This is a genomic window from Kineococcus sp. AC630 (assembly GCF_979255925.1).
The window spans coordinates 43,974-56,340 of sequence record NZ_CEEDMJ010000020.1; the positions used below are offsets into that span (position 1 = coordinate 43,974).

General features: G+C 73.2%; 13 protein-coding genes. 6 read left to right on the forward strand and 7 right to left on the reverse strand.

Annotated elements, in window-relative coordinates:
* The first annotated feature begins 7 nt into the window (after positions 1-7).
* Complete coding sequence (locus AC0I8G_RS19715) at positions 8-826, forward strand: DUF3109 family protein (RefSeq protein ID WP_471731453.1); 819 nt, start codon at positions 8-10, stop codon at positions 824-826.
* On the forward strand, positions 823-1,512 hold the full coding sequence (locus AC0I8G_RS19720) for a class I SAM-dependent methyltransferase (RefSeq protein ID WP_471731454.1): 690 nt from the start codon (positions 823-825) through the stop codon (positions 1,510-1,512). Before AC0I8G_RS19715 ends, AC0I8G_RS19720 begins: the two co-directional genes overlap by 4 nt.
* Here the strand turns inward: AC0I8G_RS19720 and AC0I8G_RS19725 are convergent.
* Together AC0I8G_RS19725 and AC0I8G_RS19730 are read right to left on the reverse strand one after the other, a co-directional pair.
* Complete coding sequence (locus AC0I8G_RS19725) at positions 1,479-3,275, reverse strand: putative bifunctional diguanylate cyclase/phosphodiesterase (RefSeq protein WP_471731455.1); 1,797 nt, start codon at positions 3,273-3,275, stop codon at positions 1,479-1,481. The genes AC0I8G_RS19720 and AC0I8G_RS19725 overlap by 34 nt on opposite strands.
* Positions 3,272-4,438, reverse strand: a complete 1,167-nt coding sequence (locus AC0I8G_RS19730) for a GGDEF domain-containing protein (RefSeq protein ID WP_471731456.1) — start codon at positions 4,436-4,438, stop codon at positions 3,272-3,274. The genes AC0I8G_RS19725 and AC0I8G_RS19730 overlap by 4 nt, the downstream gene beginning before the upstream one ends.
* A gap of 118 nt (positions 4,439-4,556) precedes the next feature.
* Between AC0I8G_RS19730 and AC0I8G_RS19735 the strand changes: the two genes are divergently transcribed.
* From AC0I8G_RS19735 to disA, 3 genes are all read left to right on the forward strand, one after another.
* Positions 4,557-4,922: a hypothetical protein gene (locus AC0I8G_RS19735; RefSeq protein ID WP_471731457.1), complete on the forward strand. Its 366-nt coding sequence runs from the start codon at positions 4,557-4,559 to the stop codon at positions 4,920-4,922.
* A gap of 95 nt (positions 4,923-5,017) precedes the next feature.
* Positions 5,018-6,436 (forward strand): DNA repair protein RadA, encoded by a 1,419-nt coding sequence (gene radA, locus AC0I8G_RS19740; RefSeq protein ID WP_471731458.1) that lies wholly within the window; start codon positions 5,018-5,020, stop codon positions 6,434-6,436.
* A gap of 100 nt (positions 6,437-6,536) precedes the next feature.
* The gene (disA, locus tag AC0I8G_RS19745) at positions 6,537-7,616 is read left to right on the forward strand and encodes a DNA integrity scanning diadenylate cyclase DisA (RefSeq protein WP_380258219.1); all 1,080 of its coding nucleotides are present in this window, start codon (positions 6,537-6,539) and stop codon (positions 7,614-7,616) included.
* A gap of 33 nt (positions 7,617-7,649) precedes the next feature.
* Here disA and AC0I8G_RS19750 read toward each other — a convergent pair whose 3' ends face one another.
* The gene (locus AC0I8G_RS19750) at positions 7,650-8,333 is read right to left on the reverse strand and encodes a hypothetical protein (protein ID WP_471731459.1); all 684 of its coding nucleotides are present in this window, start codon (positions 8,331-8,333) and stop codon (positions 7,650-7,652) included.
* A 64-nt stretch (positions 8,334-8,397) separates the two neighbouring features.
* On the opposite strand from AC0I8G_RS19750, the gene AC0I8G_RS19755 reads away from it, so the two are divergent.
* Positions 8,398-9,294 carry an HhH-GPD family protein gene (locus tag AC0I8G_RS19755; protein ID WP_471731460.1) on the forward strand — a complete coding sequence of 299 codons (897 nt, stop codon included), beginning with the start codon at positions 8,398-8,400 and terminating at the stop codon, positions 9,292-9,294.
* Positions 9,295-9,301: 7 nt separating this feature from the next.
* Here AC0I8G_RS19755 and arfB read toward each other — a convergent pair whose 3' ends face one another.
* The 4 genes from arfB to AC0I8G_RS19775 all read right to left on the reverse strand — a co-directional run bounded on the left by arfB (position 9,302) and on the right by AC0I8G_RS19775 (position 12,340).
* Entirely contained in the window at positions 9,302-9,727 is a 426-nt protein-coding gene (gene arfB, locus AC0I8G_RS19760; protein ID WP_471731461.1) for an alternative ribosome rescue aminoacyl-tRNA hydrolase ArfB, read from the reverse strand.
* 125 nt (positions 9,728-9,852) lie between these two features.
* Positions 9,853-11,286, reverse strand: a complete 1,434-nt coding sequence (locus AC0I8G_RS19765; protein WP_471731462.1) for a GntT/GntP/DsdX family permease — start codon at positions 11,284-11,286, stop codon at positions 9,853-9,855.
* Between the two features lie 14 nt (positions 11,287-11,300).
* Positions 11,301-11,798: a gluconokinase gene (locus AC0I8G_RS19770; RefSeq protein WP_471731463.1), complete on the reverse strand. Its 498-nt coding sequence runs from the start codon at positions 11,796-11,798 to the stop codon at positions 11,301-11,303.
* Positions 11,795-12,340: an amino-acid N-acetyltransferase gene (locus tag AC0I8G_RS19775; protein ID WP_471731464.1), complete on the reverse strand. Its 546-nt coding sequence runs from the start codon at positions 12,338-12,340 to the stop codon at positions 11,795-11,797. The genes AC0I8G_RS19770 and AC0I8G_RS19775 overlap by 4 nt, the downstream gene beginning before the upstream one ends.
* Positions 12,341-12,367: the final 27 nt, after the last annotated feature.

Sequence of the window (12,367 nt, forward strand, 5' to 3'; positions counted from 1 at the left end):
TGCAGCGGTGAGCGAGGAGACACCGCTGGACACCGCCCGCCTGTGGGTGGAGTTCCCCGACCCCGACGACGTCGAGCGCGGTCTCTCCGCCGAGGAGGGCGCCGACACCGTCTACCGGATCGACCTCACCTGGCTGACGAGCGACTACACCTGCATCTTCGGCAACGGCTGCCCCGGCATCTACGCCGACCGCCCCGACGTCGGCTGCTGCGCGCTCGGCGCCCACTTCACCGAGAAGGCCGACGAGAAGCGCGTCGCGAAGATCGTCGAGAAGCTCACCCCGCAGACCTGGCAGTTCTTCGCCGAGGGTCAGAAGGAGAACGGCGGCTGGACCGAGGTCGAGGACGGCGCCCGCAAGACCCGCGTCCACCAGGGCGGCTGCATCCTCGCCAACCGGCCCGGTTTCGCCGCCGGGGCCGGCTGCGCCCTGCACCAGCAGGCCCTGCGCGACGGCGTCGACCCGCTGGAGTACAAGCCCGACGTCTGCTGGCAGCTGCCGCTGAAGCGCTCCTACCGCACGGTCACCCGCGGCGACGGGACCACCTACCTCGAGGTCAGCATCGCCGAGTACGACCGGCGCGGCTGGGGCGAAGGCGGCCACGACCTCGACTGGTACTGCACCGGGAACCCGGCCGCCCACGTCGGCACCCGTCCGGTGTTCCGCAGTTGCGAGAACGAACTGCGCGAGATGATCGGCGACCGTCCCTACGAGGAACTCGCGCGGCACTGCGAGGCCCTCGTGTCGCGATCGCGCGACGGTTCCGCGCACCGGCGCCTCCTGCCCCTCACCGTCCACCCCGCCGACCCGAGCCGCGCCGGCCGGTGAGCGGTTCGGTCATCCCCAGCCCGAACGTCTGGAACTCCCCCGACGTCTACGAGCTGGAGAACCTGGCGCTCGACCGCGGCGGGCTCCTCGAGGCGGCCATGCTCCGCACCCACGACTGGTCGGGGGCCGACGTCCTCGACGTCGGCTGCGGCACGGGGTTCCACCTCCCGCGGTTCGCGGAGCGGGCCCGCTCGGTCACCGGCGTCGAACCCCACCCCCCGCTGCTGCGCCGTGCGCTGCACCGGGTCCGCGGGATCGACGGGGTCCGCGTCCTGCACGGCGAGGCCGGCGCGCTGCCGCTGCCGGACGCGAGCGTCGACGTCGTGCACGCGCGCTGGGCCTACTTCTTCGGCCCGGGCTGCGAACCCGGCCTCGCCGAACTCGACCGGGTCGTGCGCCGCGGCGGGACGGCGTTCGTCGTCGACAACGACGCGACCCGCTCCACCTTCGGGCGCTGGTTCCAGCGGTCGCTGCCGCGCTACGACGCCGTCGCGGTCGACCGGTTCTTCGCGCGGCGCGGGTGGTCGGTGCAACGCCTCGACGTCGCCTGGGAGTTCGAGCGCCGCGAGGACCTCGAGGCCGTCGTCGGCATCGAGTTCCCCCCGCGCCAGGCGCAGGAGATCCTCGCCGAGCACGCCGGGACCCGCGTGGACTACGCCGTCGTGCTGCGGTCCCGGGAGTTCTGAGCCTCCACCGCGAGGTGCTGCCGCGCGTCCGCGAGCGCCAGCGGCCGGGCGAAGAGGTAGCCCTGTCCCCACGTGCACCCCGCCCCCCGGACGACGGCGTGGGACTGCTCGGTCTCGATCCCCTCGGCCACGGTCACCAGACCCAGCGCCGAGCTCAGCGTGACGATGCCGGAGAGGACCGCGGCCCCGATGGCGTCGGCCGGATTGCTCGCGTCGTCCACGAACGACTTGTCGATCTTGAGGATGTCGACGGGCAGCCGGCGCAGGTAGGACAGCGAGGAGTACCCCGTCCCGAAGTCGTCGAGGGCGATCAGCACCCCGAGGGACCGCAACTGCTGCAACGTGTTCCCCGCCGCGGAGAGGTCGGCGACGGCGACGCTCTCGGTGACCTCGAGGCAGAGCCGCGAGGGTTCCACCCCGTGCCGGAGCAACGCCTGCGCGACGTCGTCGACGATCCCCGGCCGGCGCAGCTGGTGCCCGGAGAGGTTGACGCTGATCTCGAGGTCGTCGCGGCCGGAGGAACGCTGCAGGTCCGCCGCGGCGGCGAGCGCGGTGTCCAGGACGAACGCCCCGAGCGCGATGATCGTGTCCGACTCCTCGGCGATCGCGACGAACACCGAGGGCGGCACGGACCCGCGGGTGGGGTGGTCCCAGCGCACGAGGGCCTCGAAGCCGACCGTCGCGGACCGCTCGAGGTCGACCAGCGGCTGGTAGAGCACCCGCAGTCCCTCCCCACCGGCGTCGAGCGCCCGCCGCAGGTCCGCCGCCAGCTCGGCCCGGTCGTGGGCGCTGTCGAGCAGGCTGCGCGAGAACGGGATCCAGCGGTCGCGGCCGCCGGACTTCGCGGCCGTCACCGCGACCCCGGCCTGCTGGAACAACTGCCGCCCGGCCTCGTCCGCGTCGGCGGGCGCGTCGGCCACCGACAGCACGGCCGTCCCGACGCTGGTGGTGATCGCCACCGTCCGGCCGAGGACGGACAGGGGCTCGCGGACCGCGTCGACGGCGCGGTCGGCCAGGACGGGCAGGGCCCGGTGGACCTCGGGCTCGGCACCGCGCAGCAGCACGGCGAACTCGTCGCCGTCGAGGCGGTGGAGCCGCCCACCCCCGCCGCTCGCGTTCCCGACGACGTCGGCCAGGCGCTCCGCGATCCGGCAGACGACCTCGTCGCCGACGGCGTGGCCGTGCCGGTCGTTGACGAGCTTCAACCCGTCGAGGCTCAGCACCAGCAACGCGGTGTCGTCCCCGGCGTGCAGGGCGGCGCGGAACCCGTCGAAGAGCTCACGCCGGTTGGGCAGTCCGGTCAGCGGGTCGTGGGCGGCGAGGTGGCGCAGCGCCTCGACGTTGCGCTTGTCCTCGGTGATGTCCCGGGCGTTCCAGATGACCCCGCCGACCCCGCGGACGTGGCGCGCGTCGCTGAAGCGGACCTGGCACCAGCGGACCTCGCCCGTGGCGCGCACGACGAAGCGGTGCTCGCTGTCGACGGGGCCGGCCCCCGGGACGCACGCGGCGAGGAGCCGTGCGCGGGCCGCGTCGCGGTCCTCCGGCACGACCCAGTCGAAGGCGTCGCTGCCGACCAGTGCCCACCGGTCGAGGTCCCATCGCCGGCTGAAGGTGGGCGAGGTGAAGGACACCCGTCCGCTCGGGTCGGTGACCAGGACCTCGTCGCTGGCCTCGCGGGCGAGCGCCTCGTAGCTGGGTGAGACGGCGGGCAGGCCGAGCGCGCGCAGCTTCTCCCCCAGCCGCAGGAACGGGGCGCGCCTCACCGGGTCGCCGCCAGCACGCGGTCGCGGCCGGCGGACTTCGCCGCGTACACGGCGTCGTCCGCGGCGGCCAGCGCGCTCTTCCAGGTCCCCACGGCCACCCCGACGCTGATGGTCACGACGTCGCCGCCGTCGGGGCGGGAGGGGTGCGGGCGGGCGAGGTCGCGCACGGCGGCGCGCAGCCGCTCACCCGCGGCGAGGACGTCCTCACGGTCGGCGCCTTCGAGCAGCACGGCGAACTCCTCCCCGCCGAAGCGGGCCACGACGTCCCCCGGCCGCGCGTGGGCGGCGAGGGTCTCCGCCACCAGCGTGAGGCACCGGTCGCCCTCGAGGTGTCCGAACGCGTCGTTGTAGGCCTTGAAGTGGTCGACGTCGACCACGAGGACCCCGACGGGGGTCCCCTCGGCGGGCAGCCGCTGCTGCAGCCCGCGCCGGTTCAGCAGGCCCGTCATCTCGTCGCGGTGGGCGGCCTCGTCGAGCGCCGCGATGAGGTCCTCGCGTTCCGCGTCCAGCGCGCGCTCACGACGCTCGGCGAGGAAGCGGGCCCGGTCGCTGCTCTCCACGCTGCCGGCCATCACGAGGCCGAACATCCCGCTGACGGCGACCGCGAGCAGCGCCGCGACCTGGGTCGCCGCGGCGTCGGCCCCGATGAGGGCCTGCCCCCAGGCGACGGCGGCGAGCATGGCGACGAGGGAGCCGGCGGCACGCCGGACGTCGGAGCGCAGCAGCGTCACGAAGAACACGACGACGATGAAGGAGCCCCCGAAGTAGGCGCCCCCCAGCGCCGCCGGGGCGCTGTACTGGACCGCGGCGATCGCGAGCACCACGAGCACGGCGGCCGCGGCGACGAGCGGGCCGTCGATGCCCGAGGCCGGTTTCGCGCGGAGCCGCCGGCGGCGGAGGACCAGACCGCCCAGCACCAGGGGCGTCACGACCCCCAGGCGCAGCAGCAGCGAGAGGGCCAGGACCTGCGGGGCGAGGGCGAGGTCGACGAGGACGTAGGCGTCGAACATGAGCAGCCCCAGCAGGGCCGTCGGGACGAAGTACCGCGAGCGGGCCCGGTTGCGGGCACGCTGGAAGTCCCGCTCGAGGTCTCCCTCGAACAGTTGCCACCCCACGACGCGTTCCCCCGGCACCCAGTGGGTGTCGACCGGTCCGGCACGCAACCCCAGGGGTCCTCACCCACGCGGCGTAGGAGTCGGCGCAGGAGGCGGCGTGGAAGTCGGAGGGAAGCAGTTGCGACCTGGGTCGTCACGGAGGGTCTCGACGGTGGATGATGGAGGCATGAGCGCGCACGCCACCCCGCCGGTCCACCACGAGGAACAGCGGGCGCTGGCCCCCATGAAGTGGACGAGGCCCACGCCCGGGACGGTCCTGGCCCTGGGCATCTGGGTCGTGGGTCTGGTCCTGGCGGGGGTCGTCCCGCTGCTCCTGCTGGGGGCGAACCCCTACGAGGCGGCGCCGGGCGGCCGGATCGTCGTCGGGTTGGCCTTCACCCTCGCCGGCGCACTCGTCATGGTCTTCTCGGCCTACCTGCTCTACCGCAAGAGCGGCAGCATCGGCGCCGCGATCCTCGCCTTCGTGCCGAGCTTCGTCTTCGCCACGCTGGGCATCCTGATGACCACGATGAAGGTCCTCTACGGGGTCTGACCCGCCACTCCGCTCCGACACGGCCCGCTCTCCCCTCCGGGAGGGCGGGCTGTGTCGTGTCCCCTCTGTCGGAGCCGCCGTCTACGGTTCCTGACGTGCCTGTGAAGACCACCAGCAAGACCGCCCGACCCTCCTACCGCTGCACCGAGTGCGGCTGGAGCACGGCGAAGTGGGTCGGGCGCTGCGGGGAGTGCCAGGCCTGGAGCACCGTCGAGGAGGTCGGGTCGACGCGGGTCGTGGGTCTGAAGGCCTCCGCCACGGGCAGCGCACCGGTCCGGCCCGCGCGGCGCATCTCCGAGATCAGCAGCGCCGAGGTGAAGAACCGGCTCAGCACGGGACTGACGGAGTTCGACCGGGTCCTCGGGGGCGGCCTCGTCCCCGGACAGGTGCTGCTGCTCTCGGGTGAGCCGGGGGCCGGGAAGAGCACCCTGCTGCTGACCACGGCGGACAGCGTCGCCAAGTCGACGGGACGCCCCGTGCTCTACGTCTCGGGCGAGGAGTCGGTCGAGCAGATCGCGGTGCGGGCCCGCCGGATCGGCGCGACCTCGGAGCACCTCTACCTCGCCGACACCAACGACCTCGCCGAGGCGATCGGCCACCTCGACGCCCTCGGCCCCGACGTCGCCCTGGTCATCGTGGACTCCGTGCAGACGATGGCCTCGGGCGACGTCGAGGGGCGTGCCGGCGGGGTGACGCAGGTGATGGAGGTCGCGAGCACCCTCACGCGACTCGCCAAGTCCCGCGGCATCGCGCACTGCCTCGTCGGCCAGGTGACCAAGGAGTCCACGGTCGCCGGGCCCCGGGCCCTCGAGCACGTCGTCGACACGACGCTGGCGCTGGAGGGCGACCGCCAGACCACGCTGCGGCTGCTGCGGGCCGTCAAGAACCGCTACGGCGCGGCCGATGAGATCGCCTGCTTCGAGCAGACCGACGCCGGGATGGTCGAGGTGCCCGACCCCAGCGGCCTGTTCCGCGCCTCCCGCGAGCAGCCCGTCCCGGGGACCTGCATCACGGTGACGGTCGAGGGCCGGCGCCCGCTGATCGCCGAGATCCAGGCCCTGGTCTCGCCGACGAACGCCCCCAACCCCCGCCGCGGGGTCAGCGGCCTCGACGTCTCCCGGGTGGGGATGCTCATCGCCGTCACCGACCGGATCGCGAAGGTCCGCCTCTACGACAAGGACGTCTACGCCGCGACCGTCGGCGGGATGCGCTCCAGCGACCCGGGCAGCGACCTGGCGATCTGCCTGGCGATCACCTCCGCGGCCCAGGAGTTCGCGCTGCCGCTGGACGTCGCGGCCATCGGGGAGGTCTCGCTCTCCGGCGACATCCGCCGGGTCACGATGCTCGGGCCGCGCATCGCCGAGGCCGCGCGACTCGGCCACCGCAGGATCCTCGCGCCGCCGGGGGCCAAGGAGGCCGTCAGCGCGACCAAGGCGAAGGCGGCGATCATCGAGGTCGCGACCATCCGCGAGGCCCTCGAAGCGCTCCGCGCACTGCGCCCCGACGACGCCTGAGCCGGTTCCGCGAGGGCGACCCACCCGTCCCACCCGCACCGCGGTTAGACTCCGACCAGGTTCGGATGTGCGCGAGACGATCGTTTTCGGAGGGTGACCCGTGGTCGACCGGACGCCGGACGAGGTCCTGCGGCAGACCCTGGCGATCATCGCGCCCGGGACGGAACTGCGCGATGGTCTCGAGCGCATCCTGCGCGGTCGGACGGGCGCCCTCATCGTGCTCGGTCTGGACCGCGTCGTGGACTCGTTGTGCACCGGGGGTTTCACCCTGGACGTCGAGTTCTCAGCCACCCGGTTGCGGGAACTGGCCAAGATGGACGGTGCGATCGTCCTGGACCGCGACGTGTCCCGGATCGTGCGCGCGGCAGTGCAACTCGTCCCCGACTCCTCGATCGAGACCAGCGAGTCCGGCACCCGGCACCGCACCGCCGAACGCGTCGCGAAGCAGACGGGTTTCCCCGTCATCTCCGTGTCGCAGTCGATGCGGATCGTCGCCGTCTACACCGGGAACCGCCGCTACGTCCTCGAGGGTTCCGACGCGATCCTCGGCCGCGCGAACCAGGCGCTGCAGACCCTCGAGCGCTACCGCGCCCGCCTCGACGAGGTGACCGGCACGCTGTCGGCCCTCGAGATCGAGGACCTCGTGACCGTCCGCGACGTCTGCTCGGTCGTGCAGCGCATCGAGATGGTCTCCCGGATCGCCGACGAGATCTCCGGTTACGTCGTCGAACTCGGGGTCGACGGCCGTCTGCTCTCGCTGCAGCTCGACGAACTCGTCGGCGGGGTCGGTCCCGACCGTGAACTCGTCGTCCGCGACTACCTCGAGGCGAGCCGCTACGAGGGTCCGCTGGAGCAGGTCCTCGAGAACCTCGCCGGGTTGCACCAGTCCGACCTCGTGGACCTCGCGCAGGTCGCGCGCGTCCTCGGGTTCTCCGTCGGCGGCGACTCCCTCGACTCGGCGGTGAGCCCCAAGGGTTTCCGCCTGCTCAACCGGGTCCCGCGGTTGCCGGGCGCCATCGTGGAACGTCTCGTCGACCAGTTCGGCGACCTGCAGAAGCTGCTCGCGGCGAGCATCGACGACCTCATGACCGTCGACGGTGTCGGCGAGCAGCGCGCCCGCGCGGTGCGCGAGGGGCTCTCCCGCCTGGCGGAGAGCTCGATCCTCGAACGCTACGTCTGAGCCCGCGCCCCACGGGGTGGGCCGCGGGGACGGTCAGCTCGTGAGGGCGATCGTCAGGGGTGCGGTCACGATCTGGTCCCACGTCGCCGTCACCGTGTAGTTGCCGTCGGCGACGGCCTGCTGGTCGGGAGGGCAGCCGGCAGCGGAGTGCAGCCGCGACCAGACCGACGTCATCGCGCGGTTCTTGGACGGCTGGATCGTGTAGACCTGCGACGCCGTGGAGGCCTCGCAGTCGGCCGTGGACCACACCTGGGCACCCGACGCGTCGGTCGCCACGAGGCCCCGCACGCCGCTGCCGATCTCGGCGGTGCAGGCGGTCTGGGAGGTGTTGGTCACGGTGACCACGAACCGCGGGGCCTTGCCGGGGCCGTAGGTGGTGGCGTCGGAGGTGAGGGCGACGTTCAGCGCGGCGGGTTCGCACGGGGCGACCGCCCCGGTGCCGGTCGCCGTCGGCGACCCGGTCGCGCTGCCCGTGGGGCTGTCTGTGGGGGTGGCGCCGGGCGAGGTGCTGGGACCGGGGGCGGCGGTGAGGGTGGAGGCGACGTGACCGGGGTCGAGCTTCTGCCCCTGGGCGGCGGCGTCGTCGGTGGCGGTGAGAGCGCGGATCCCGACGACGGCGAGCACGATGACCACGAGCAGTACGACGATGGTCACCAGGCGTCGTCGCCAGTAGATGCCCTTGTCCTCAGGTCCGACGGGGTGCAGGACGCTGCTCACCGGGGAAAGGTAGGTGCCCGGCGTGTCGGGCGACGGGAGGCGCGCCGTGCGACGATCCCCCGCGATGACTACCACCACCCCGGACCACGTCCTGGACCTGCACGACACGGTCCTGGACTGGTACGCCGACCACGCCCGCGACCTGCCGTGGCGCGCGCCCGACCGCTCGCCCTGGGGGGTCCTGGTGAGCGAGGTGATGCTGCAGCAGACCCCCGTCGCCCGGGTGCTGCCCCAGTGGGAGGCGTGGATGCAGCGCTGGCCGACGCCCACCGACCTGGCCGCCGACCCGCCCGGCGAGGCCGTGCGGATGTGGAACCGGCTCGGCTACCCGCGCCGGGCGCTGCGCCTGCACGCGGCGGCCGTCGCGATCCGCGACGAGCACGGTGGTCTCGTCCCCTCCGAGCACGCGCAGCTGCTGTCGCTGCCGGGGATCGGCGCCTACACCGCGGCGGCCGTGGCCTCGTTCGCGTTCGGACAGCGGCACGCCGTCGTCGACACCAACGTCCGCCGGGTGCACGCCCGCGCGGTGACCGGGACGGCCGAACCGGCCGCCTCGCTCACCGCGGCCGAGAACCGGCTGGCCGTGGACCTGCTGCCCGACGACGCGGCCACCGCCGCCCGCTGGGCCGTCGCCGTCATGGAGCTGGGGGCGCTGGTCTGCACAGCGCGCTCCCCCTCGTGCGGGCGGTGCCCGTTGGTGTCGCGGTGCGCGTGGGTGCTGGCGGGTCGTCCCGCCCCCACCGGCCCGCCCCGCCGTGGGCAGGCCTGGGCCGGGACCGACCGCCAGGTGCGCGGGAAGCTGCTCGCGGTCCTCCGCGCGTCCTCGGAACCGGTCACCGCGGAGGAGCTCGCGGCCTGCTGGTCGGACGCCGCCCAACGCGAGCGCTGTCTCGACGGGCTGGTGTCCGACGGTCTCGTCGAACCCCTCCCCGACGGCCGCTTCACCCTCCCCCGCTCCTGAGGACGGGTCAGTCGTCGGTGGAGCGGCGGAGGCGTTTGGTGTCGCTGCGCTGACGCTTCGTCTCCAGCCGGCGACGTTGCGAACCCCGGGTGGGTTTCGTGGGCCGCCGCTTGGCCGGCTCGGGGGCGAACGCCGCCGCGAGCTGGCTGCGCAACCGTTCCGTGGCAGCCGCCCGGTTGCGCAACTGAGCGCGGTGCTCCTGGGCCGCGACGGTGAGGGTGCCGTCGACGAGCTTCCCCTCGAGGCGCCCCAACGCACGTTCGCGCAGGTCCTCGGGCACCGACGGCGACCGCTCGAGGTCGAAGGTCAGCTCGACGCGGGAGTCGGTGGTGTTGACGCCCTGCCCGCCGGGCCCGCTGGAGCGGGAGAACCGTTCGCGGAGTTCCGCCTCCGGGATCGTCACCCGGCGGTTCACCACGAGGTCGCCGTCCACACCCCCACCCTCCCACCTCGCGGAAACAACACTTTCCGCCCTGCCACCCCGCCCCTTCCCGGCGGAAACAACACTTTCCGCCCCCACGGCGCGCTCGTGGGGGCGGAAAGTGTTGTTTCCGCGGGTCAGAAGGCCAGGCTGAGGAGCAGGACACCGCCGAGACCGCACACCGAGATGACGGTCTCCATGACCGACCAGCTCTTCAGCGTCTGCCCCACGGTGAGGCCGAAGTACTGCTTGACCAGCCAGAACCCGACGTCGTTGACGTGGGAGAAGAACAGCGAGCCGGCCCCGACGGCCAGGGCCAGCAGGGCGAGGTGGTTGGCGGAGAGGTCCCCCGCGAGCGGGGCCACGATGCCCGCGGCGGTGATCGTGGCGACGGTCGCGGACCCCGTCGCGAGGCGGATGAGGACGGCGACGAGCCAGCCCAGGACCAGCGGCGACAGGCTCAGCGCGGCGGCCTGCTGACCGACGAGGTCGCCGACCTTCGCGTCGATGAGGACCTGCTTGAACCCGCCGCCGGCGGCGATGACGAGCAGCGTGGACGCGATCGGCGGTAGCGAGGCGTCGATGGTGGAGCCGATCTTGCGGCGGTCCATCCCCACGGCGAGGCCGAGCAGCGGGATGGCGGCGAGGGAGCCGATGAGCAGCGCGACCAGCGGAGTGCCGAGCGCAAAGAGCACGTCGTGGACCGCGTTGCCCTTCTCGGAGACGATCTCGGCGATCGCGCGGGCCAGCATCAGGGCCACCGGCAGCAGCACGACCGTCAGGGTGCCCGCGAAGCTGGGCCGGCGTCCGCCCTCCTCCGCGCCGCCGAGGTCGCCCCCGGAGGTCGGGAGGTGCTCGGCGTCCTGGGGTCCGAAGCGGGACACGAGCGGGGCCAGCAGCGGCCCGGCGATGATGACGGTGGGGATGGCGAGCAGCAGCCCGAACCCGAGGGTCAACCCCAGGTCGGCGTTGAGGTTGGCGATGGCCACCAGCGGCCCGGGGTGCGGCGGGACGAACCCGTGCAGCACGGACAACCCGGCCAGGGCCGGGATGCCGAGGGCCAGGACGGGCCGGCCGGTGCGCCGGACGACGAGCAGCACGATCGGGACCAGCAGCACGAGGCCGATCTCGAAGAACAGCGGCAGGCCCACGAGGGCGGCGGCACCGGCCAGCGCCCACGGCAGGCCCTTGGCGGGCACCCGGTCGACGATGCGGTCCACGATGAGGTTCGCCCCGCCGGAGTCGGCGAGGAACCGGCCCAGCACCGCCCCGAGGGCGACGAGGATCCCGACGTCGGCGAACGTCTTGCCCGCCCCGCCGGCGGTCCCGTCGGCGTCGCCGAGACCGATCGAGAAGGACGTCACGATGTCCTGGACCGACAGCCCGGCGACGAGCCCGAGGGTCGCGGAGCCGAGCAGCAGCCCGATGAAGGGGTTCAGCTTGGCCCAGGACACGGAGAGGACGACGACGGCGATGCCGAGCAGCGCCGCCACCACCAACCGGGTGTCGTGCCCCGTCCAGGCGGCGGCCGCCGCGGCGGCGGGGAGTGCGGTCGTCAGGGCGGTCGTCATCGACACCTCCGGGGTCAGAGGTGTCGCAGCACCTCGTTCAGCACGTGATCGGGACCACCCTGCACCCGGACCCGGAACCCGCGCTCGTCGGGGTGGAGGTCCTCGAGGGTGTCCAGCTGACTGCGCAGCAGCGACGCCGGCATGTAGTGGTTCTTCCGCTCGGCCATCCGCTGCTCCAGGACCTCGGTCGGGACCTGCAGTTCGCAGAAGACGACGGAGGGGTTGTCCTTGGCCAGCAGGTCCCGGTAGACCCGCTTGAGCGCCGAGCAGGTGACGACGACGGACTCCCCCGCGGCCTCGTGCTCCCCGATCCAGTCGGCGATGGACTGCAGCCACGGCCAGCGGTCCTCGTCGGTCAGCGGGTGCCCGGACGCCATCTTGGCGACGTTGGCCTCGGAGTGGAACTCGTCGCCCTCGGCGTAGGTCCAGCCCTTGGTCGTGGCCAGGTCCTGCGCGAGCGTCGTCTTCCCGCTCCCGGAGACGCCCATGACGATCACCGTCGTGCTGCTCATCGGTTCCCTCCACCCGCCGCGGGGACGACCCGCAGCATCCTGCTGTTGCCCAACGTGTTCGGTTTGACGCGAGCGAGGTCGAGGAACTCCGCGACCCCCTCGTCGTGGCTGCGGAGCATCTCGGCGTAGACCTCAGGCTCGACCGGGGTCCCCTCGATCTCGACGAAGCCGTGCCGCGCGAAGAACGCGGTCTCGAAGGTCAGGCAGAACAACCGGGTGACCCCGAGGTCGTCCGCGCGCTGCAGCAGCGCCTCGAGGATCCTGCCGCCGGCACCGGACCCTCGGACGGTCGGGTCGACGGCCAGGGTGCGGACCTCGGCGAGGTCCTCCCAGAGCACGTGCATCGCCCCGCACCCCACGACCCGGGCGCCGTTCTCGTCGCGGAGCTCGGCGACGACGAACTCCTGGACGGCCTCGTAGAGGGTGATGAGCTCCTTGCCCAGCAGGATGCGCTGACGCGCGTAGACCTCGACGAGCCGTCGGACCTCGGGGATGTCTCCCGTCCGGGCGGGACGGACGAGGACGTCGGATCCGGTCGGCACCCCGTGATCCTCCCAGACGTGGTGCGG